The 21,415-nt window shown below is 66.3% G+C and carries 16 protein-coding genes; 12 read left to right on the forward strand and 4 right to left on the reverse strand.

What is annotated here, in order from left to right:
- Positions 1-126: 126 nt before the first annotated feature.
- The 3 genes from ACFQ91_RS05220 to ACFQ91_RS05230 all read right to left on the reverse strand — a co-directional run bounded on the left by ACFQ91_RS05220 (position 127) and on the right by ACFQ91_RS05230 (position 3,670).
- Positions 127-765 (reverse strand): 4'-phosphopantetheinyl transferase superfamily protein, encoded by a 639-nt coding sequence (locus tag ACFQ91_RS05220; RefSeq protein WP_198500944.1) that lies wholly within the window; start codon positions 763-765, stop codon positions 127-129.
- A gap of 32 nt (positions 766-797) precedes the next feature.
- A complete protein-coding gene (locus ACFQ91_RS05225; RefSeq protein ID WP_198498530.1) occupies positions 798-1,274 on the reverse strand; it encodes a lipopolysaccharide assembly LapA domain-containing protein in 477 nt (158 codons plus the stop codon).
- Positions 1,275-1,441: 167 nt separating this feature from the next.
- The gene (locus ACFQ91_RS05230) at positions 1,442-3,670 is read right to left on the reverse strand and encodes an NADP-dependent isocitrate dehydrogenase (RefSeq protein WP_198498531.1); all 2,229 of its coding nucleotides are present in this window, start codon (positions 3,668-3,670) and stop codon (positions 1,442-1,444) included.
- Between the two features lie 149 nt (positions 3,671-3,819).
- Between ACFQ91_RS05230 and ACFQ91_RS05235 the strand changes: the two genes are divergently transcribed.
- The 5 genes from ACFQ91_RS05235 to ACFQ91_RS05255 all read left to right on the forward strand — a co-directional run bounded on the left by ACFQ91_RS05235 (position 3,820) and on the right by ACFQ91_RS05255 (position 8,857).
- Positions 3,820-4,452: a thymidine kinase gene (locus ACFQ91_RS05235; protein ID WP_198498532.1), complete on the forward strand. Its 633-nt coding sequence runs from the start codon at positions 3,820-3,822 to the stop codon at positions 4,450-4,452.
- An 80-nt stretch (positions 4,453-4,532) separates the two neighbouring features.
- Entirely contained in the window at positions 4,533-5,306 is a 774-nt protein-coding gene (locus ACFQ91_RS05240) for an alpha/beta fold hydrolase (RefSeq protein WP_344249843.1), read from the forward strand.
- Between the two features lie 113 nt (positions 5,307-5,419).
- Entirely contained in the window at positions 5,420-7,105 is a 1,686-nt protein-coding gene (locus ACFQ91_RS05245; protein WP_198498534.1) for a DASS family sodium-coupled anion symporter, read from the forward strand.
- A 31-nt stretch (positions 7,106-7,136) separates the two neighbouring features.
- Positions 7,137-8,207, forward strand: coding sequence for an NADH:flavin oxidoreductase/NADH oxidase (locus ACFQ91_RS05250; RefSeq protein ID WP_198498535.1), 1,071 nt, complete (start codon positions 7,137-7,139; stop codon positions 8,205-8,207).
- Positions 8,201-8,857 (forward strand): MBL fold metallo-hydrolase, encoded by a 657-nt coding sequence (locus ACFQ91_RS05255; protein WP_344249840.1) that lies wholly within the window; start codon positions 8,201-8,203, stop codon positions 8,855-8,857. The genes ACFQ91_RS05250 and ACFQ91_RS05255 overlap by 7 nt, the downstream gene beginning before the upstream one ends.
- A gap of 36 nt (positions 8,858-8,893) precedes the next feature.
- Here the strand turns inward: ACFQ91_RS05255 and ACFQ91_RS05260 are convergent, their stop codons facing one another.
- Entirely contained in the window at positions 8,894-9,475 is a 582-nt protein-coding gene (locus tag ACFQ91_RS05260; RefSeq protein ID WP_198498537.1) for a hypothetical protein, read from the reverse strand.
- A 247-nt stretch (positions 9,476-9,722) separates the two neighbouring features.
- On the opposite strand from ACFQ91_RS05260, the gene ACFQ91_RS05265 reads away from it, so the two are divergent.
- The 7 genes from ACFQ91_RS05265 to ACFQ91_RS05295 all read left to right on the forward strand — a co-directional run bounded on the left by ACFQ91_RS05265 (position 9,723) and on the right by ACFQ91_RS05295 (position 21,342).
- The gene (locus ACFQ91_RS05265; RefSeq protein WP_198498538.1) at positions 9,723-11,534 is read left to right on the forward strand and encodes an ABC transporter family substrate-binding protein; all 1,812 of its coding nucleotides are present in this window, start codon (positions 9,723-9,725) and stop codon (positions 11,532-11,534) included.
- A gap of 102 nt (positions 11,535-11,636) precedes the next feature.
- Positions 11,637-13,181 carry an ABC transporter permease gene (locus ACFQ91_RS05270; RefSeq protein ID WP_198498539.1) on the forward strand — a complete coding sequence of 515 codons (1,545 nt, stop codon included), beginning with the start codon at positions 11,637-11,639 and terminating at the stop codon, positions 13,179-13,181.
- The gene (locus ACFQ91_RS05275; RefSeq protein WP_198498540.1) at positions 13,178-14,212 is read left to right on the forward strand and encodes an ABC transporter permease; all 1,035 of its coding nucleotides are present in this window, start codon (positions 13,178-13,180) and stop codon (positions 14,210-14,212) included. The genes ACFQ91_RS05270 and ACFQ91_RS05275 overlap by 4 nt, the downstream gene beginning before the upstream one ends.
- Positions 14,212-16,104, forward strand: coding sequence for an ABC transporter ATP-binding protein (locus ACFQ91_RS05280; RefSeq protein ID WP_376904067.1), 1,893 nt, complete (start codon positions 14,212-14,214; stop codon positions 16,102-16,104). The genes ACFQ91_RS05275 and ACFQ91_RS05280 overlap by 1 nt, the downstream gene beginning before the upstream one ends.
- Before the next feature lie 219 nt (positions 16,105-16,323).
- Complete coding sequence (gene typA, locus ACFQ91_RS05285) at positions 16,324-18,234, forward strand: translational GTPase TypA (RefSeq protein WP_198498542.1); 1,911 nt, start codon at positions 16,324-16,326, stop codon at positions 18,232-18,234.
- Positions 18,231-19,583 carry a PIG-L family deacetylase gene (locus ACFQ91_RS05290; protein ID WP_376872806.1) on the forward strand — a complete coding sequence of 451 codons (1,353 nt, stop codon included), beginning with the start codon at positions 18,231-18,233 and terminating at the stop codon, positions 19,581-19,583. Before typA ends, ACFQ91_RS05290 begins: the two co-directional genes overlap by 4 nt.
- 13 nt (positions 19,584-19,596) lie before the next feature.
- Positions 19,597-21,342, forward strand: a complete 1,746-nt coding sequence (locus ACFQ91_RS05295; RefSeq protein WP_376872803.1) for a VanW family protein — start codon at positions 19,597-19,599, stop codon at positions 21,340-21,342.
- Positions 21,343-21,415: the final 73 nt, after the last annotated feature.

The following is a 21,415-nucleotide window of genomic DNA, read 5'->3' on the forward strand; positions in this document are numbered from 1 at the left end:
GGTGCGGATGGTGGCCCGTGCACGGCCCGCTATCCGCGCTTCCGTTTGATCGAGGGACTCGGCGCAGAAGCAGCCGCCGGCCGCGCCTCGTGACAGAGGCGCGAGGCACGCGAGACCGTGCGCGGGTCAGCGGTTGAACGCGATCGCCGCGGCGAAGCCTGCGGGTATGCCCTCGCTCAGGTCGTGGATGTCGACGTCGGGGTGCGGCGAATCGGGCGTCTCACCGGCACCGATGTAATCCATGCCGGGGTCGCGCGCCAGTCCCGTGCTCAGGGCCTTGAGGAACGCCTCCTTCCGCGCCCACACCCGCACGAAGGCCGCCGCGAGGTCGTCGGTGCCGAGCGCAGCGAGCTCCTCGCGTTCACGCGGATGGAGCAGACCGGCGGCTTCGGCGGCGACGTCATGGTCGGGGATCGCCTCGAGGTCGAGGCCGACGGGGTCCGCGGAGACGGCGACGAGGACGAGGCGACGGGCCCGGGTGATGGAGAACTCGACGTCGTCGACCCGTGGCTTGCCCGCCGAATCGAGGCGGATCTCGATCGCGGCGGGATCGGCCTCGAGCACGGCGCCGAGGACGTGCCGGAGCACCACTCGTCCGGCGGACCAGGTCGCTGCGGTCTCGGGGTCGAACTCCGCGGCGTAGTTGCGCTCCTGCGCGGTGAGCACGGAATCGTCCGCGCGTGCCCATGCGGCAAGTCCTGCCGTGTCGGCGAGGACGAGGGTGGCGGGCAGATCGGTGGGCAGGACGGTGAAGTCAGGGTGCATGGTCGGGCCGGCGGTGGGATCGGAGGGCACTGTCAGCGGCCCGCGGCCTTCTCGATCTTCTTGAGCTTGCGCCCGAGGACGAAGATCCGCACCGACCCGATGATCCCGGCGACGAGGATGCCGCCGATCGCGGCGAAGAGCATCGCCACGCCGAGCGGCAGCTGGAACTGCCAGCCGAAGTACTGGAAGTCGGCAGGCACATTGTTCTGCAGGATGAAGATGAGGAGGAGGACGACGATGACCGCGCCGAGGATGAGCGAGATCCACATGCCCGCCGACATTCCGCCGTTGCGGGTGGCCCCGGCCGCCGTGTCGCCGCGCATCTGTCCATCGCCGCGCACCGAAGTCTCACCCTGCACCGGAGTCCCACCGCGCCCGGCAGCCCCGCTGCCATCGGCTGCGGGCTGGTGACCGGGCTGGTCGTCGCCGTCGGCACCGAGCAGCGCGTTGGTCTCGGCGAGCAGTTCATCAGGCGTCTGGGCACGTCCGCGGGGGTCTTGAGAACTCATGGGGCCATCATAAACTCCTGAGCGCTCCGTGTGAGCGGAAGGGCCCCGAGAAGTCACGAGCGCCCGCATCAGCAGAGACGCCCAGCAGAGACAGCGGTGGCCGGGCACCATCGTGCCCGGCCACCGGTGAGCTCACAAGCGCAGGCTGACAGCTCAGCGCACTCGGCTCAGACCTTCTCGCGCAGCGTCTCGACGATGCGGTTGAGGGTCGGGGACGGACGCATCGCGGCATCGGCCTTCGCATCATCCGGGTTGTAGTATCCGCCGAGGTCGACCGGCGCGCCCTGCACGGCGAGGAGTTCGGCGGAGATCGCCTCGGCGTTCTTCTCGAGCTCCTCGGCGACCGGGGCGATCGCGGCGGCGAGCTCGGCGTCCTCGGTCTGGCGGGCCAGCTCCTGCGCCCAGTAGAGCGCGAGGTAGAAGTGGCTGCCGCGGTTGTCGATCTCTCCGACCTTGCGCGAGGGCGACTTGTTCTCCTCGAGGAACTTGCCGGTCGCGGCGTCGAGGGTGTCGGCGAGGACACCGGCACGGGCATTGCCGTGGACGTTGAACTCGTGGCGGAACGACTCGGCGAGGGCGAGGAACTCACCGAGGGAGTCCCAGCGCAGGTGGTTCTCCTCGACGAGCTGCTGCACGTGTTTCGGGGCGGAGCCGCCGGCTCCGGTCTCGAAGAGTCCGCCGCCGGCGATGAGCGGGACGACGGAGAGCATCTTCGCCGAGGTGCCGAGTTCGAGGATCGGGAAGAGGTCCGTGTTGTAGTCGCGGAGCACGTTGCCGGTCACGGAGATCGTGTCCTCGCCCCGGCGGATGCGGTCGATCGAGAACTGGGTGGCATCGACCGGGTTCATGATCCGGATGTCGAGGCCCTCGGTGTCGTGGTCGCCGAGGTACTCCTCGACCTTCGCCCTGAGATTGCGGTCATGGGCCCGGGCCTCGTCGAGCCAGAACACTGCAGGGGTGTTCGACAGGCGGGCGCGGGTGACGGCGAGCTTGACCCAGTCGCGGACGGGGATGTCCTTCGTCTGGCACGCGCGCCAGATGTCACCGGGGGCCACCTCGGTGCTCATGAGCACCTCACCGGCAGAATTGCGAACCTCGACGACGCCGGCTTCGGCGATCTCGAAGGTCTTGTCGTGGCTGCCGTACTCCTCGGCCTTCTGCGCCATCAGCCCGACGTTGGGCACGGTGCCCATCGTCGTCGGGTCGTACGCGCCGTTGATCCGGCAGTCGTCGATGACGGTCTGATAGATCCCGGCGTACGAGGAGTCGGGGATGACGGCCAGCGTGTCCTGCGTCTGATCGTCCTTGTCCCACATCTTGCCGCCGACGCGGATCATCGCGGGCATCGAGGCATCGACGATGACGTCGGAGGGGACGTGGAGGTTCGTCACGCCCTTGTGCGAGTTGACCATCGCCAGGGCCGGGCCCTCGGCCAGGCCCTTCTCGATGCCGGCGCGGACACCCTCGGCGACCTCGGCGGGCAGCTCGTCGAGCCCGTCGAGGATCGCGGCGAGTCCGTTGTCCGGGGTCAGCCCCGCCTCGGCGAGGGCCTCACCGTAGGTCGCGAAGACCTCGGGGAAGAACGCCTCGATGACATGGCCGAAGAGGATGGGGTCGGAGACCTTCATCATCGTCGCCTTGAGGTGGACGGAGAAGAGGATGCCCTCGTCCTTCGCGCGCTGGATCTGGGTGCGGAGGAACTCGTCGAGGGCCGCGACGTTCATCTTCGTCGCATCGACGACCTCACCGGTCAGGACTGGGAGGGACTCCTTGAGGACCTTCTCTTCGCCGGAGGCGGTGCGCAGGACGATCCGCAGGGTGTCATCGGCGGGGATGACGACGGACTGCTCATTGGCGCGGAAGTCATCGGCGTCCATCGTCGCGACGTTCGTCTGCGAATCCTTCGACCATTCGCCCATCGAATGGGGGTGCTTCTTCGCGTAGTTCTTCACGGCCTCCGGCGCGCGCCGGTCGGAGTTGCCTTCGCGGAGGACCGGGTTGACCGCTGACCCCTTGACCTTGTCGTAGCGGGCCTTGACGTCCTTGTCCGCGTCGGTCTCGGGCTCCTCCGGGTAGTCGGGGAGGTCATAGCCCTGCGACTGCAGCTCGGCGATCGTGGCCTTGAGCTGCGGAACGGAGGCGGAGATGTTCGGGAGCTTGATGATGTTCGCGTCCGGAGTCTTGGCGAGGTCGCCGAGTTCGGTGAGCGCATCGGCGACCTGCTGGTCGGCCGGGAGGCGGTCGGAGAACTGCGCGAGCACACGGGCGGCGAGAGAGATGTCCCTCGTCTCGACATCGACGCCCGCCGAGGTGGCGAAGGCTTCGATGATCGGCTTGAGTGAGTAGGTCGCCAGAAGCGGCGCTTCATCGGTGCGCGTGTAAATGATTTTGGCCATAATGATGGACTGCTCCGAATTGTCGTGGGGTTTGACCTCACCATCCTACCTTTTGCCGCCGTTGGCCCTCAGCTCCGCGTTGACGTCGGCTCGACGGTAGAGTGGCGTCCCGGCGAAGGACGCGAGACGGACGGCGAAAGAGGACACGGGTGGCGAAGCTCTACTTCCGGTACGGTGCGATGAACTCCGGCAAGTCGACGGCCCTGCTCCAGGCGGCCTTCAACTACGAGGAGCGCGGCCAGCGCGTGCTGCTCGCGAAGCCCGACATCGACACGAAGGGCGCCGATGAGATCGTCTCCCGCCTCGGCGTCACCCGCACCGTCGACTTCCTCGTCCCCGCCGGTGCCGACGTCGAGCGGATCTATGCCGAGCACGCCGACTACGTCGACCACGATGCGCTCCTCGAATCGATCGACACCCCCAAGGCGCCCGTCGCGTGCCTGCTCATCGACGAGGCGCAGTTCCTCGAACCCGAGCAGATCGACTCCCTCATGCGCATCGCCACCGAGCAGGGCGTGCCGGTGATGTGCTACGGCATCCGCACCGACTTCCGCACCCGCGCGTTCCCGGGATCGGCCCGCCTCCTCGAGATCGCCCACACCCTCGAAGAGCTCAAGACGATCTGCCGCTGCGGTCGCAAGGCGATGTTCAACGGCCGCCTCGTCGACGGGGAGTTCATCTTCGACGGCGATCAGGTCGCCATCGACGGCAACGCCGTGACCTACGAATCGCTGTGTCCGCGCTGTTACCTCGCCTACTCCGGCGGTAGGCTGTTGGCGTAGAGACCCTCCCGCCGCTGTCCGATGCGGCGGCCGCAGTGCCAGACATCTGCCGATCCCGATTCCGACGATGAGGAGCCCTCATGCGCATCGCCCTCCACGCCTTCAATGACAATCCCGGATCTCCCGCGCTCGTCTTCGGCGATGCGCTGGGCACCCGGACTCCGCTGTGGGCGGCTGTGGCCTCCCGCCTCGTCGACGACCACCAGATCTACCTCTCCGATCTGCCGGGTCACACGTACCCGGTGTCGAAGGAGGAGCTGAGCCGCGACTTCACGATCTCCGATCTCGCCGCGGGTCTCGTCACCTCGCTCGAGGACAAGGGCGTCGAGTCGTTCACCTACTGCGGCGCCTCGATCTCCGGCGGCATCGGGCTCACGCTCGCGCTCGAACACGCGCACAAGCTCACCGGGCTCATCGCGTGCGCCACGGCGCCGAAGTTCGGCACCGACGTCTCGTGGGCCGAACGCATCACCGAGGTGGAGAACGACGGCACCGCGTCCCTGCTGCCCGACACCGCTGACCGCTGGTTCGCCGCCGGCTTCCTCGAGGAGGACATCGCGACCGGGCCGGCGATCCTCACCGACCTCGCGACCGTCGACGATGCGGCCTACATCGCGTGCTGCCGCGCGCTTGCGCTCTACGACCTCGAGGGCAAGCTCGGCGGGATCACGACGCCCACCCTCTTCATGGCCGGCAGCCAGGATCCCGGCTGCACCCCCGAGGAGATGGGGAGGATGCGCGACGCCGTCGAAGGGTCGGAGCTCGCCGTCATCCCCGATTCGGCCCACCTCCTCATGGCCGAGCATCCCGAGTTCGTCGCCGACCGCATCCACTCGTTCATCGCCGGTCTCTGAGGGGGACGCCGACACCGTGCCCCGGCCGTGACCTCACGGTCGAAGACAACTGTCGTGATTGTCGTTAGGGTGGAGACACAGGCCCCGTCCGCCAGCTCGTAGAGGAGCTCACCGTGAACGACACCCCGTCGCCGCAGTCGACAGAGATCGCCGAGCAGTCACCGGGGGAGCGCGCCCCCGGCTTCCCGCTGCGGACGGTGAGAGTGCGGTGGACGGGATTCTTCCTCGGCCTCATCCTCTGCACCCTCGTCTACGCGATCATGCCCGACACCGTCGAGCACAACGCGAAGCTCACCGCCGCCGTCGCCGTCCTCATGGCCGTGTGGTGGATGACCGAGGCCCTGCCGATCCCCGCGACCTCGCTCGTGCCGCTTGTCGCATTCCCCGTCTTCGGCGCCGAGGTGGAAATGGCCGATGTCGGCGCCTCCTACGGCAATCCGATCATCTTCCTCTTCCTCGGCGGGTTCCTCATCGCCCTGGCGATGCAGCGCTGGAACCTCCACCGGCGCATCGCCCTCTTCACGCTCAGCCTCATGGGCAACAAGCCGGGACCGATGATCGCCGGCTTCATGATCGCCACCGGCTTCATGTCGATGTGGGTCTCGAACACGGCGACCGCGGTGATGATGCTGCCGATCGGCATCTCCGTGCTCATGATCGTCGCGAAGGTCGTCGGCTCGGCGATGGTGACAGGGACGACGAACACCGAGGCGGTCCCCGGCGACCGTGGATCCGCTGACGCTGCCACCGCCTCGGCGGACGGCAGCAGCACCGAGCACAACACCGGGAACGCAGGCACCCCGGACGGTTCCAGCGGCGACGGCGGCACCGGCGAGGTCGGCATCGGCCACGCCGTGAAATCGAACTTCGGCACCGCGCTCATGCTCGGCATCGCCTACGCCGCGTCGATCGGCTCGCTCGGCACGATCATCGGCACCCCGCCCAACACCTTCCTCGTCGCCTACCTCAAGGACAACCACGACATCTCGATCGGCTTCGGCCAGTGGATGCTCGTCGGCGTGCCCCTGGCCGTCGTCATGATGGCGATCGCGTGGTTCCTCCTCGTCAAGGTCCTCTTCAAGCCCGAGATCGACGAGATCCCCGGCGGCCGCGAACTCATCCGTGAGGAGATGGCCAAGCTCGGGCCGATGTCGACGGGGGAGAAGCTCGTCCTCGGGATGTTCATCCTCGCCGCGGTCAGCTGGATCTCGATCCCGCTGATCTTCGAGGACCCGCCGATCAGCGATGAGGGCATCGCGATGGTCATCGGCCTACTCCTCTTCCTCATCCCCGGCGGCGCCCACCGCGGCGTCCGCCTCCTCGACTGGGAGACCGCGGAGAAGCTGCCGTGGGGCGTCCTCCTCCTCTTCGGCGGCGGCCTCGCACTCTCCTCCCAGTTCTCGTCCTCGGGACTCACCGAATGGATCGGCGAGGTCTCGGCCGGGCTCGGGGCGCTGCCGCTCATCCTCATCGTCGCGATCCTCGCAGCCCTCATCCTCTTCCTCACCGAGCTGACCTCGAACACCGCGACCGCGGCGACCTTCATCCCCGTCGTCGGCGGTGTCGCCCTCGGGCTCCAGCTCGACCCGCTCATCCTCACGATCCCGGTGGCGCTGGCCGCGACGTGCGCGTTCATGCTCCCGGTCGCGACCCCGCCCAACGCCGTCGCCTACGGCTCGGGCTACGTGACGATCGGGCAGATGGTCAAGGGCGGCATCTGGCTCAACCTCATCGGCATCGTCCTCATCACCGCCACCGTCTACCTTCTCGCCGTCCCGGTGTTCAACATCATGCTGTGAGGACAAGCACCATTGAGGCAGACTGGTGCCCATGGCTGAACTCTTCACCCCGATGACTCTGCGCGGACTGACCATCGACAACCGGATCTGGCTGGCCCCGATGTGCCAGTACTCGTGCGAGAAGGAGGACGGCATGCCCGGCACGTGGCACCTCGTCCACCTCGGCGCGCGGGCGACCGGGGGATTCGGGCTCATCCTCACCGAGGCCTCCGCCGTCGTCTCCGAGGGCAGGATCTCCCCGCAGGACGCCGGCATCTGGAGCGACGCGCACGCCGAGGCGTGGAAGCCCGTCGTCGACTTCGTCCACTCACAGGGCACCGTGATCGGCATGCAGCTTGCGCATGCGGGCCGGAAGGCGAGCACGTACCGCCCCTTCGACGGCAACCCGCGCGGCACGGTGCCCGCTGCCGAAGGCGGTTGGCAGCCGCTGGGCGCGAGCCCGATCGCCTACCCCGGATACACCGAGCCGACGGAGATGACGGAGGCCGACATCGCCGAGGTGGTCGCCGCCTTCGCGGCGGCCGCGCGCCGGGCGATCGCCGTCGGCTTCGACCTCGTCGAACTCCACGCCGCCCACGGCTACCTGCTCCACTCGTTCCTCTCGCCCCTGTCGAACCAGCGCACCGACGGCTACGGCGGCGATCTCGCCGGCCGGGCCCGGATCCTCTACGAGACCTATGACGCCGTGCGCGAGGCCGTGGGGGAGGACGTTCCCGTGTTCGTGCGGCTCTCGGCGAGCGAGTGGGTGGAGAACGGCTTCGACATCGCCGAGGCGGTCGAGGTCTCCCGTGAGCTCGACGCCCGCGGGGTCGACGTCATCGACGTGTCCTCGGGCGGGAACTTCCCCGTCAAGGTGCCCGTCGGGCCCGGCTACCAGGTGCCGCTGTCGGCGGCGATCCGCGACGCCGGGGCGACGACGGCGACCGTCGGCCTCATCACCGAACCCGGGCAGGCCGAGACGATCCTCGCCTCGGGGCAGGCTGACGCGATCCTGCTCGCCAGGGTGGCGCTCCGCGAACCGGCATGGCCGCAGCGGGCGGCCCATGAGCTCGGCGTCGAGCCGGGACCGTATCCAGCACAGTACGTGAGGGGAAAATGGTGAACACGATCGAGACCGAACACGTCGTCATCCGATGGATCTCTGTCTCCGAGATGGAGAACAACGTCTATCTCATCACCGCCAAGGAGACCGGGGCGCAGGTCCTCATCGACGCCGCCGACGACATCGAGGCGATCGAGAGCCTGCTGGCAGCGGGAGCGGAGGACACGAGTGCCGAGCCGAGCCTGCAGGCGATCATCACGACGCACCGGCACTGGGACCACATCAGGGCGCTGCCGGAAGCGGCGAAGCGGCACCCGGATGCCATGACGATCGCCGGCGCCGCCGACGCCGAGGCGATCACCGAGGCCGAAGGCGTCGAGATCGCCCACACCGTCGATCATCTCGATGTCGGGGACTTCGGGGGATTCGTCCTCCAGGCGATCGCGCTGCGCGGGCACACACCGGGATCGATCGCGCTGCTGCTCCGCGACGGCGGACAGACGATCCTCTTCTCCGGGGACTCGCTCTTCCCCGGTGGTCCGGGCAAGACGTGGAGTCCCGAGGACTTCACCTCACTCATGGACGATCTCGAGGAGAGGGTCTTCGAGCAGCTGCCCGATGACACGCAGGTGCTGCCCGGCCACGGTGCCCCGACGACGCTCGGTGCCGAGCGCGGCCAGCTGGGTCAGTGGCGCGAACGCGGGTGGTGACTGACTCCGACAGCGGTGACCGAGGGTCGATCAACATCACCAGCTCGGGACGGCGGTGAAGCCGATGATCGCCCACCCGATCGCGACGGCGAGGACGATGATGACCTCGATGTTCCAGCGCTCGGTGATCGTGCGCTCTCCCCGTGGGTTGGACAGCTGCTCGTCGCCGAGCCCGCGGAAGTGATCGAGCACGCCGTCGACGGCAGGGTTGGGGTTGTCGACGAGGCGCCGCGCGCCGGCGGCATCCTTCTCCATCTTCTTCCCGCGACCGGCGAGCGGCCATGAGGAGAATGTCTTCTCACGCGTCTCGACGCCGAGGCCGAAGTGCGTGTCGAAGCCGTCGACGAGGTTCCACGGCACCGTCACCGTCTTGAGCGGATTGACGAGCACGATGTCCCGGGGCCGCAGCTCGACCCGGGGGAAGCGGTAGAGCATCCACGCGCCGATGAAGAGCAGCACGGGAATCCCCGCGATCGCCAGGCCGCGCAGGGTGAGGTCACCGACGACGATCGAGCCGACGCCGATGACGGCGATGATCGCGATGAGACCGAAGAGCACCGTCGATCCCGTGGTTCTCACAATTCGGGTCTCATGGGGTGTCATCTCACTGTCAGCCATCTGAACATCCTATCCATTGAGACTTTCAATTCGATGTATGTGAGCTGTGTCTCGAAACGGTAACGATTACTCAATCTGCTCAGAATGTGGACTCGGTCACAGAGCACAGTGAATTAACTTTGAGGCAATCCATGTGAAAACATGAACGCGGTCACACTCCCGATGGTGGGACGAGTGGTCGGAACGCATCCCGAAACCGGGATGCGGGCACGATGGGCGCGAGCCCAGAGAACAACAAGGAGAGAACGTGAACAAGCGCTTCCTCGCAGCCGGAGCCTCAGTTGCCGCAGCGGCAATGGTGCTTTCTGCCTGCACCCCTCCCGGTGGCGGTAACGACGACCAGGCCTCGGAGAACCAAGTTCTCAACGTCGGGTGGAACCAGGCGTTCACCACGATGAACAACATGACTTCGTACGGCAATGCGACCGCCAACGCGAACCTGCTGTACATGATGAACGACAACTTCGGTTACTACGACGACAAGCTTGAGACCCAGACCGGTGATCTGGGCACCATCGAGAAGGTCTCCGATGATCCGCTCAAGGTCAAGTACACGTTCAACGACAACGCGACGTGGTCGGATGGCACGCCTGTCGATGCGGCTGACCTCGCCCTGACGTGGGCTGCTCGTTCGACCCACTTCAACACGGTCGATGAGAACAACAACGACGACGGCACCGTGAAGGAGAATGCCGACGGCACCGTCTACTTCGACTCCTCTGTGGTCGGATCCCAGCTCATCGAGGAATTCCCCGAGATCTCCGAAGACGGCAAGGAAGCGACCTTCACGTACACCAAGCCCTACGCAGACTGGGCAGTCGATATGGGCTTCGGGTCTGACGGAGTGGGCCTGCCTGCGCACATCGTGGCAAAGAAAGCTCTGGGAATCGAGGATCCTGCTGAAGCCAAGCAGGCGATCCTCGATGCCATCAAGAATGATGACAAGTCGGCGCTGTCGAAGATTTCGAACTCGTGGAACAGTGACTTCAACTTCGCGTCGATGCCTGACGACGAAGACCTCCTGGTTCACAACGGTCCGTACAAGATGACAGACTTCGTCGAGGGTCAGTACCTCACGATGGAGCTCGATCCGAACTACTCCGGTCCGAAGAAGCCGAAGGTCAACACGGTCACCATCCGCTACAACGGTGACCCGATGGCCATGGTTCAGGCCGTTGAGAACGGTGAAGTCGATCTGACCCAGCCCCAGTCGAGCGCGGACGTGCTGGAAGCGGCCCAGGCGATCGATGGAGTCAACGTCGACACCGGTGATGACGCTACTTATGAGCACGTCGACCTCACCTTCAACAACGCTGGTCCCTTCGACCCCGAGTCATACGGCGGCGACGAGGAGAAGGCGAAGAAGGTTCGCCAGGCGATCCTCAAGACGATCCCCCGTCAGGAGATCGTCGACAAGATCATCAAGCCGCTCAACCCCGATGCTGTCGTCCGTGACTCCTTCAATCAGGTGCCCGGTTCGCCGATGTACGAAGAGATCGTGTCCGGAAGCGGAATCGAAGAGTACGACCAGGTCGACATCGAGGGCGCGAAGCAGCTGCTCGAAGAAGTCGGCGGCGAGATCAAGCCGGTCCGCATCATGTATGACAACACGAACTCGCGTCGTCAGCAGGAGTTCCAGCTCATCAAGGAGTCCGCTGAACAGGCCGGCTTCACGATCGAGGATGTCGGTGACGTCAACTGGTCGGCTCGCCTCGGCGACGGATCGTACGACCTCGCTCTCTTCGGCTGGCAGTCGACGACGACGGGCATCACGAACTCGGATTCGAACTACCGCACCAAGTCGCAGAACAACTATGGCGGGTACTCGAACCCGGAGACCGACAAGGTTCTCGACGAACTGCTGGTCGCGCCGCCCGAAGACGGTGCGAAGCTCTCGACCGAGCTGGAGAAGCAACTCGTCGATTCCGCATTCGGTCTGCCGATCTTCCAGTTCCCGGGTCTGACGATCTATCGTGACTCGGTGTCCGGGGTCAGCAACACGACGGTCGCGCCGACTGTCTTCTGGAACTACTGGGATTGGGAGAAGGCGGCCAACTGATTCGCACCTGTTGCGAATGGTCCTTCACCACTCCAGTCACTGTGGGGGTCACATCAGTGATCCCCACAGTGGCGTTCTCGCACAGACTGAATCGGACACACCATGATCAAATTCATTCTCAGGCGCCTGCTGTCGACGGTGCTCGTTCTGCTCGTCGTCACGTTCGTCCTCTACCTGCTGCTCAACGTGGCCCTCGACTTCTTCTGGGACCTGCGCTCGAGCACGTCCCCGAACATCGAAGCTCTCTTCGAGGCAAGGCGCCGTCTTCTCGATCTCGACACCCCGGCCGTCGTCCGCTACTTCAAGTGGCTCGCCGGCGCGGGAGGATGCCTCATCGGTCAGTGTGACCTCGGCATCGCGTGGAAGAGCGGCCAGGAAGTCACCACGCTGTTGCAGGGTGCGATCGTCAACACGATCAAGCTCATCACCGCGTCGACGATCGTCGCCATCATCCTCGGCATCGCCGTCGGCATGGTCTCCGCGATCCGCCAGTACTCTGGCTTCGACTACTTCATCACCTTCGTCTCGTTCCTCCTCTACTCGCTGCCCGTCTTCTGGGTCGCGGTGCTGCTCAAGCAGTACGGAGCCATCGAGATCAACAACTTCATCAACGACCCGACGCTGACCAGCTGGTGGCCGATCATCATCGGCTCCGCGGCCATGGGACTCTTCTGGATGGGCGCCCTCGGCGGCGGAAAGAAGAGGCGCATCATCACCTTCGTGGCGGCGACACTTGTCACCTTCGGCACGATCTACTACATCCTCGCGAGCGGGTGGCTCCAGCAGCCGACGATCGGCGTCGTCGGTGTCATTCTCATCGGCGTCGGTGCCGCGATCGTCATGACCTTCCTCTCGACGGGTCTGAAGAACAAGCGCGTGCTCTACGCCTCACTGACGATCGCCGTCATCGGAGCGCTCCTCTACATGCCGCTCCAATACCTCTTCTACTACCAGGAGATGAACTGGCTGTGGATGTTCGGCCTCCTGGTCGTCGCCATCGGCGTGGCGATCGCCGTCGGCCTCGCGTTCCGCGGACCGGATCCGTGGGACACCGTGCGGACGACGTTCTTCACCACCCTCATCATCGCGGTGACGATCTTCGCCGACCGCGTGCTCCAGGGGTGGACCGAATACTCGAACAGTCCCGCGATCAACAACCGCCCGATCGCGACGATCGGTGCCTCGGCCCCGAACGTCGACGGCGATTTCTGGATCACGAATCTCGACACGTTCACACACCTCCTGCTGCCGTCGATCGCCCTCATCCTCATCTCGTTCGCGTCGTACACGCGCTACACCCGCGGGTCGATGCTCGAGGTCATGGGGCAGGACTACATCCGCACGGCGCGGGCCAAAGGCCTCAATGAGCGCACGGTGATCATGCGCCATGCGCTGCGCAATGCGCTGCTGCCGTTGGCCTCGATCATCCCGGTCGACATCATCACGATGATCGGCGGTGCCGTGATCACGGAGTCGATCTTCGGCTGGAACGGCATGGGCAAGCTCTTCATCGACTCGATGAGGCAGTCCGAGCTCGATCCGATCATGGCCTACATCCTCATCACGGGCATCCTCGCGATCGTCGCCAACCTCGTCGCGGACTTCCTCTACGCAGTCCTCGACCCGAGAATTCGAGTGAACGCATGAGCATCGACAACAAGAACAAGGACGCGATCGACGACCTCGCGGAGGTCGGCGACAACGCGATTGAATCCAAAGAGACCGAAGGTCTGAGCCAGGGCAAGATCGTTCTGCGCAAGTTCGTTCGCCACAAGGGTGCGATGGCCGGATTGGCTGTGTTCATCTTCGTCGCCATCTTCGCCTTCACAGCCCAGGGCTTCGGCCCGATACCCGGGTGGTGGATCTTCAATCACACGGCATCGGGGCCGATCGTCAATCCCGGCGGTGCCCCGACGTGGAGTCTGTCGAACATCTTCTCTCCCGGTGAGCACCCGTTCGGCCAGGACGAGATCGGCCGCGACAACTTCGCCCGCGTGATGAAGGGCACCCAGATCTCGATCATGGTCATGCTCATCATCGGTGTGGTGTCGCTGATCATCGGCACGATCGTCGGGGCACTGGCCGGCTACTACCGCGGCTGGGTCGATTCGGTGCTCATGCGCATCACCGACGGCTTCATCATCCTGCCGACGATCGTCGTCGGCGCGATCCTCGGCAAGCTCGTCTCGGGCACCGGCGGAGCACTGCTCGGCCTGGTCCTCGGTGCGATCCTCTGGACCGGTCTCGCCCGACTCGTCCGCGGTGACTTCCTCTCGCTGCGCGAACGCGAGTTCGTCGACTCGGCGAAGGTCGCCGGCGCCAGCGACTTCCGGATCATGTTCAAGCACATGATCCCCAATGCGATGGGTGTCATCATCGTCAACACGACGCTGCTGATGAGCCAGGCGATCGTCCTCGAGGCCTCGCTGAGCTTCCTCGGCTTCGGCATCGCACCGCCCGACATCTCCCTCGGTCAGCTCATCAGCGAGTACCAGACCTCGTTCGCGACGCGTCCGTGGCTGTTCTGGTGGCCCGGCTTCTTCATCATCATCATCGCGCTCTGCGTGAACTTCATCGGCGACGGTCTGCGCGATGCGTTCGACCCGCGGATGAAGACGATCCCGAGCTGGCGGAAGATGAAGAAGGCCGAGCGCATGGCGAAGAAGGGGGACAAGTGATGACCGCACAGTCCACAGCAGAGGCGACCGCCTCGGCGAAATCACCGATCCTCGACGTCACGGACCTGGGAGTGAACTTCTGGGTGAGCGACGAATGGTGGATGGCGGCCGAAGGTCTGACCTACACGGTCAACGCGGGCGAAGTGCTCGCGATCGTCGGTGAGTCCGGTTCGGGCAAATCGCAGTCGAGCATGTCCCTGCTCGGTCTGCTGCCGTCCAACGGTCGGGCCACGGGGTCGGCGAAGCTCGGCGACACGGAGCTCATCGGACTGCCGCAGGAGCGCATGCAGCACATCCGCGGCAACGACATCTCGGTGATCTTCCAGGAGCCGATGACCGCGCTCAACCCGGTCTACACGGCAGGCTTCCAGATCGTCGAGACGTTGCGCGTGCACATGAACATGGGACCGAAGGAGGCGAAGGAGCGCGCTCTCGAGCTCATGCGCCTCGTCGAGATCCCCGATCCCGAGGAGCGGTTCCATTCGTTCCCGCACCAGCTCTCGGGCGGTCAGCGGCAGCGCATCATGATCGCGCAGGCACTGGCGTGCCAGCCGAAGCTGCTCATTGCCGATGAGCCGACGACGGCGCTCGACGTCACGGTGCAGGCCGAGATCCTCAAGCTCATGCGCGAGCTCAAGTCGAAGCTCGACGCCGGCATCATCCTCATCACGCACGACATGGGCGTGGTGGCGGACATGGCCGACCGCATCATCGTCATGCGGGCGGGCAAGGTCGTCGAGTCGGGCACCGCCGATGAGATCTTCTACAACCCGCAGCATCCGTACACGAAGCAGCTCCTCGACGCGGTGCCCCACCTCGGCACCGAGATCGAGGGAGAGGCCTTCGGCACCGACATCAAGGACGTCGAGGTCGCGATCCACGACCTCGAGGAGGCCGCGGCGGACGAGTCCGCAGGCGACGACCTCGGCGCGGGATCGCTGGCCGACGATGACGCCGAGGCCACGCCCGCCTCGACCGGTGAGGCCGACCACCCCCAGATCGAGATGGACTCGACGGAGACGTACTACCATCCGGGGTCGCAGGCGGACTTCTCGAAGCCCTCTGCCCTTCAGCTGCGCGACGTCGCCATCGAGTACCCGGCGCTCGGTCGGAAGAAGGCCTTCCGGGCCGCCCACCACATCAATCTCTCGATCGCTCCCGGAGAGGTCGTCGGCCTCGTCGGCGAGTCCGGGTCGGGCAAGACGACGATCGGCCGTGCCGCGCTCGGACTCCTGCCCACCGTCGAGGGCGACATGCTCGTGGGTGGAAAGAGCATCAAGGGGCTGTCGAACAAACAGCTGCGGCCGCTGCGCAAAGAGGTCGGGATCGTCTTCCAGGATCCCGGCTCCTCGCTCAACCCGCGTCTGCCCGTCGGCGAGTCGATCGGCGAGCCGCTCTACCTCCACGAGGGGATGAAGGGTCCGGCGCTCAACAAGAAGGTCGAAGAGCTCCTCCACGCCGTGGAGCTGCCGACGTCGATGCGCAACCGCTACCCGCACGAGCTCTCGGGCGGTCAGCGCCAGCGCATCGGCATCGCCAGGGCGCTGAGCCTGCGGCCCAAGCTGCTCATCGCCGATGAGCCGACCTCGGCCCTCGACGTCTCCGTGCAGGCGAAGGTCCTCGACCTCTTCGAGAGCTTGCAGGCGCTCTACGGGTTCGCGTGCCTGTTCATCAGCCACGACCTCGCCGTCGTCGAACGCATCGCCTCGCGCATCGCGGTGATGCGCCACGGCTACCTCGTCGAGATCGGGCAGAGCTCGCAGGTCGTCGCCAACCCCGTCCACCCGTACACGCAGCGGCTGCTCTCCGCGGTTCCGGTTCCGGATCCCAAGGAGCAGCGCAAGCGCCGGGAGGCCAGGGACGCCGTGCTCGAAGCGACGATGGACGCGTAGGGGCGACCACCTCGGTGCCGGTGAGGCGGATCCGACGCGATGTCGAACTCGACGTCGCGACGGATCCGCCTCGCTGACTTCGCTGGCGGTCTTCTCAACTGCTGGCACGTGCCCTGCCGTGCACATGTCATCCGCCTGTGAATGGGGAAGGGCGGTGGTGCGTATAATTGAGTGTCGGGTCCGTACCGGACCATTCTCCCTACCTTCAAAAGGCTATTGATGACTGAAGCTCCCATGCGCCGGGAAAACCGCCGCAACGTGGCAATCGTCGCCCACGTCGACCACGGCAAGACCACTCTGGTCGACGCCATGCTCCGGCAGACCGGTGTGTTCAACGAGCACGGTGACTTCGCCGAACGCGTGATGGACTCCGGCGACCTCGAGCGGGAGAAGGGGATCACGATCCTCGCGAAGAACACCTCGGTGCTCTACAACGGCCCCTCGGCCGGCGACGAGCCGATCGTCATCAACGTCATCGACACCCCGGGCCACGCCGACTTCGGCGGTGAGGTCGAACGCGGCCTGTCGATGGTCGACGGCGTCGTCCTCCTCGTCGACGCCTCCGAGGGACCGCTGCCGCAGACGCGCTTCGTCCTCCGCAAGGCCCTGGCCGCGAAGCTGCCGGTCATCCTCGTCATCAACAAGACCGACCGCGCCGATGCCCGCATCGACGGCGTCGTCGAGGACTCCCAGGATCTCCTCCTCGGGCTCGCCTCCGATCTCGCCGACGAGGTCCCCGACCTCGACGTCGACTCCGTCCTCGACGTGCCCGTCGTCTTCGCCGCCGCCAAGGTCGGCGCCGCTTCGCTCGACCAGCCCGCCGACGGCGAGGCCCCGGACAACCCGGACCTCGAGCCGCTGTTCAAGACGATCATCGAGACGATCCCGGCCCCGGAGATCAACGCCGACGGCATCCTCCAGGCGCACGTGACGAACCTCGACGCCTCGCCGTTCCTCGGTCGTCTCGCCCTGCTGCGCATCTTCGGCGGCACGCTGAAGAAGGGCCAGCAGGTCGCCTGGGCCCGCGGCGACGCGATCAGCTCGGTGAAGATCACCGAACTCCTCGAGACCCAGGGTCTCGACCGGGTTCCCGCCACCGAGGCCTCCGCCGGTGACATCGTCGCCGTCGCCGGCATCCCCGACATCATGATCGGCGACACCCTCACCGACATCGACAACCCGAAGCCGATGCCGGCGATCGTCATCGACGATCCCGCGATCTCGATGACCATCGGCATCAACACCTCGCCGCTGGCCGGTCGCGAGAAGGGCACGAAGGTCACCGCCCGCATGGTCAAGGACCGCCTCGACGCCGAGCTCGTCGGCAACGTCAGCCTCAAGGTGCTGCCCACCGAGCGTCCCGACGCGTGGGAGGTCCAGGGCCGCGGCGAGCTCGCGCTGGCCATCCTCGTCGAGCAGATGCGTCGTGAGGGCTTCGAACTCACCGTCGGCAAGCCCCAGGTCGTGACGAAGACCGTCGACGGCAAGGTCCACGAACCCTTCGAGGACCTCACGATCGACGTTCCGGAGGACTACCTCGGCGCCGTCACCCAGCTCATGGCCAGCCGCAAGGGCGTCATGTCGACGATGACGAACCACGGCACCGGCTGGGTGCGCATGGAGTTCACCGTCCCCGCTCGCGGCCTCATCGGCTTCCGCACGCGGTTCCTCACCGAGACCCGCGGCACCGGCATCGCGAACTCGATCTCTGCCGGATACGGTCCGTGGGCCGGGCACATCGAGTTCCGCACGAACGGCTCGCTCGTGGCCGACCGCGCCGGGGCCGTCACCCCGTACGCGATGATCAACCTCCAGGAGCGCGGCTCGTTCTTCGTGCAGCCGACCTCCGAGGTCTACGAGGGCCAGATCGTCGGCGAGAACTCGCGTGCCGATGACATGGACGTCAACATCACGAAGGAGAAGAAGCTGACGAACATGCGCTCGGCTTCCGCGGACTCCTTCGAGAACCTCGTCCCGCCGCGCAAGCTCACGCTCGAGGAGAGCCTCGAATTCGCCCGCGAGGACGAATGCGTCGAGGTCACCCCGAGTGCCGTGCGCATCCGCAAGGTCGAACTCGACCAGAAGGAACGCGCGAAGAACTACGCGAAGCTGCGCCGCCAGAACGCATGAGTGTCACCCCGCGCATCCTCTTCGTGCACGCTCATCCCGATGATGAGACGATCGCGACTGGGGGCACGATCGCCGAACTGGTCGCCGAGGGCGACCAGGTGACAGTGCTGACCGCCACCCGGGGAGAGGGCGGGGAGGTCATCCCGCCCGAACTCCGCGGACTCGAAGGCGATCGGGCCGGCCTCGCCGAGGTGCGGGAGACGGAGATCGCGGCGGCCATCCGCGCGCTCGGCGTCACCGATCACCGGTTCCTCGGCACTCGCCGAGGCGGTGCGGCGACCCTGCCCGAGCGTCGCTTCGAGGATTCGGGGATGGCCTGGGGGAGCGACGGCCACGCCGTTCCCGCCCCGACGATGCCCGCGGGGGCGCTCTGCGCGGCAGCGGTCGATGACGTCGCCGGCTACATCGCGGCCGTCATCGACGAAGTCCGCCCGCACGCCGTCATTACGTATGCGGCCAACGGCGGCTACGGGCACCCGGACCATGTCCGCGTCCACGACGCGACCGTGGCCGCCGTCGAGGCGGCGACGTGGACGACGGGTCGTCTCCTCTTCGTCGAGGTGCCCGCCGAGGTGGCCCGTGCCGCCTTCGATCCCGCTCAGCCCGGATTCGCCGAGTCCGGGTTCGCGCCCGCGCAGACGATCCCGACGAAGGCCCCGAGCGGGCCGATCGCCGTGGCCCAGGACGTCACGCGCTCCCGGCCGGCGCAGCAGGCGGCGCTGTCGGCCCACCGCACGCAGGTCAGCGTCGGCGGAGACTTCTATGCGCTGTCCAACGGAGTGGGCACGAAACTGCCCGACCACGAGTACTACTCGATCGGTGCGGGCACGCCGATCCCCGCCGAGACGGTGCAGGCGGGACCCGCTCTGCACGTGCTCGCCGGGCTCGACCTCGAAGCCATCGAGGACGAGAACGCCCTCGCCGGTCGCCGGCGCCGTCGGGAACCGAAGAAGCCCGGTGTCCTCGCGTTCATCCACGCGGGGCTGCTCGGGCTGCTCATCGGCTTCCTCGGCGGACTCCAGCACCTCAATGTCTCGGTCGTCCGCCTCGGCGATCAACCGGTCATCCTTCCCTGGGGACTGGCCCTGGCGCTGCTCATGGCGGTCGCCGGGCTCTGGCACCTCAAAACGATGTATCGCAGCACCGGGCCCATGCTCGTCGCTGCGATCGTCATCGCTCTCCTCTCGTATATCCTCGGTCAGCCGCAGTGGCTGCCGGGTGCCGACACCATCGTCACAGGCACCCTGCGGTCAGTTGTCTGGCTGCTCGGCCCCATGATCGTCGCCGCGGTCTTCGCCTTCACCCCAGTGATGGGACGGGAGAAGCGCCGCGCGGGACGCACACGCTGAAGTTGGAAGACTGATGTCCACTCCCACCCTCTCCGGCGGCACCCCCGAATCCGGTGCCGAAACCGATAAGCGACGCAGCCGCCGCCCCTGGCTCATCGCCCTGTTCGTCGTGCTCGGCCTCGCCGTGGTCTACCTCCTCCTGGGGCTCTTCAGCGGCCGCATCGTCGCCCCCGGCACCACCGTGGCCGGGGTCGACATCGGCGGCAAGAGCGCGAGCGATGCGAGCACGAGCCTCGAGGACGCTCTCGCCGACCCGATGACGCAGGACATCGAGCTCACCGCCGGCGAGTCGACGGCGACGCTCAAACCCGCGGACGCCGGCATCGGCGTCGACGTCGATGCGACGGTCGCCCGGGTCACCGGGTTCACGCTCAACCCCACGATCCTCTGGGACCGGCTCTTCGGCGACGACGAGGTCTCACCCGTCGTCACCGTCGACGAGCAGGCGTTCACCCCCGCCGCGGAGGATGCCGCCCAGGCCCTCAAGGTCGACCCCGCCAACGCCGAGGTCACCTACGACAAGACGACGCCGACGGTCAAGGACGGCGTCGTCGGACAGACCGTCGAACCTGACGCGATCCGCACGGCGATCACCTCGGAGTGGCTGCAGCAGGACGGGCCGCTGGCGGTCGAAGCGACGAACGAGGACCCCGACATCACGACCGCGGAGGCCGACGAGGTCGCCCAGGGATTCGCCGCCGACGCGGTCGCCGGCGACGTCACGGTCAAGGCCGTGCCCGGCAAGGACGCGGACTCCGACGTCAAGGGCGGGGACCTCACGATCGCCCCGGAGACGATCGCTGACACCCTGAGCTTCACCCCGAAGGACTCCGCCCTCGTGCCGGAGTTCGACGCGAAGGAGCTGCAGAAGCAGGCGCTCGACGAGAACACGGAGATCGGCCGCCCCGCCAAGGACGCGACGTATGAGATCGTCGACGGCAAACCGAAGGTCGTCGCATCCGAGACCGGCATCGGCATCAAGGCCGACGACCTCTCGAAGGCCGTCACCGATGCGATCAACGGGGACAGCGCGGCCGCCGAGGTGACCCTGGCCTCCGTCGACCCCGAGTTCACGACCGAGGACGCGGAGAAGGCCGACGTCTCCCAGGTCGTCTCCGAGTTCAGCACCCCCTACGACTCCGACCCGAACCGCGACAACAACCTCCGCGTGGCCTCGAAGGAGGTCTCGGGCACCGTCCTCCAGCCCGGTGAGCAGTTCTCCCTCAACGACACCCTCGGTCAGCGCACTGCGGCCAACGGCTACAAGCCCGCCGGAGTGATCTCGGAAGGGCAGATGAAGGAGGACTTCGGCGGGGGAGTCTCACAGGTGTCGACGACGCTGTTCAACGCCGCGTTCTTCGCCGGCTTCTCCCTCGACGAGCACCAGGCGCATTCGCGCTACATCTCGCGCTACCCCGAGGGGCGGGAGACGACGCTCGACTTCTCGTCGATCGATCTCAAGTTCACGAACACGTCGAAGACGCCCGTCGTCCTTGACATGTACCTGGCCGACGGCAAGGTGAATGCGAAGGTCTTCGGCGTCAAGACCCTCGATGTCTCCTCCGATTCCTCCGGCCGCTACGCCTTCACCTCTCCGGCGACGGTGACGGAGTCGGGTTCCTCGTGCAAGCCGCAGTCTCCGCGTGAGGGCTGGTCGATCAAGATCACCCGCACGATGAAGGAGATCGCCACGGGCAAGACGACGAAGGACTCCTTCGTCACGACCTATCGCCCCGTCAACAAGGTCGAGTGCAAGTAGGCGCGTGACCGGGCGGGTGACTCTGCGGGTCGGGTGAAGCCGGATCCGCGTGTGCCGCGCCTTCCGGCCCGGC

The sequence above is a fragment of the Brevibacterium sp. NPDC056726 genome (assembly GCF_042790515.1).
GTDB lineage: Bacteria > Actinomycetota > Actinomycetes > Actinomycetales > Brevibacteriaceae > Brevibacterium > Brevibacterium sanguinis.

Bases quoted from the DNA above. Each gene is read 5' to 3' on its own strand.
- ACFQ91_RS05230 (WP_198498531.1), bottom strand. From the start codon at position 3,670: ATGGCCAAAATCATTTACACGCGCACCGATGAAGCGCCGCTTCTGGCG.
- ACFQ91_RS05220 (WP_198500944.1), bottom strand. From the start codon at position 765: ATGCACCCTGACTTCACCGTCCTGCCCACCGATCTGCCCGCCACCCTC.
- ACFQ91_RS05270 (WP_198498539.1), top strand. From the start codon at position 11,637: ATGATCAAATTCATTCTCAGGCGCCTGCTGTCGACGGTGCTCGTTCTG.
- ACFQ91_RS05275 (WP_198498540.1), top strand. From the start codon at position 13,178: ATGAGCATCGACAACAAGAACAAGGACGCGATCGACGACCTCGCGGAG.
- ACFQ91_RS05225 (WP_198498530.1), bottom strand. From the start codon at position 1,274: ATGAGTTCTCAAGACCCCCGCGGACGTGCCCAGACGCCTGATGAACTG.
- typA (WP_198498542.1), top strand. From the start codon at position 16,324: ATGACTGAAGCTCCCATGCGCCGGGAAAACCGCCGCAACGTGGCAATC.
- ACFQ91_RS05295 (WP_376872803.1), top strand. From the start codon at position 19,597: ATGTCCACTCCCACCCTCTCCGGCGGCACCCCCGAATCCGGTGCCGAA.
- ACFQ91_RS05280 (WP_376904067.1), top strand. From the start codon at position 14,212: ATGACCGCACAGTCCACAGCAGAGGCGACCGCCTCGGCGAAATCACCG.
- ACFQ91_RS05260 (WP_198498537.1), bottom strand. From the start codon at position 9,475: ATGGCTGACAGTGAGATGACACCCCATGAGACCCGAATTGTGAGAACC.
- ACFQ91_RS05250 (WP_198498535.1), top strand. From the start codon at position 7,137: ATGGCTGAACTCTTCACCCCGATGACTCTGCGCGGACTGACCATCGAC.
- ACFQ91_RS05290 (WP_376872806.1), top strand. From the start codon at position 18,231: ATGAGTGTCACCCCGCGCATCCTCTTCGTGCACGCTCATCCCGATGAT.
- ACFQ91_RS05255 (WP_344249840.1), top strand. From the start codon at position 8,201: ATGGTGAACACGATCGAGACCGAACACGTCGTCATCCGATGGATCTCT.
- ACFQ91_RS05240 (WP_344249843.1), top strand. From the start codon at position 4,533: ATGCGCATCGCCCTCCACGCCTTCAATGACAATCCCGGATCTCCCGCG.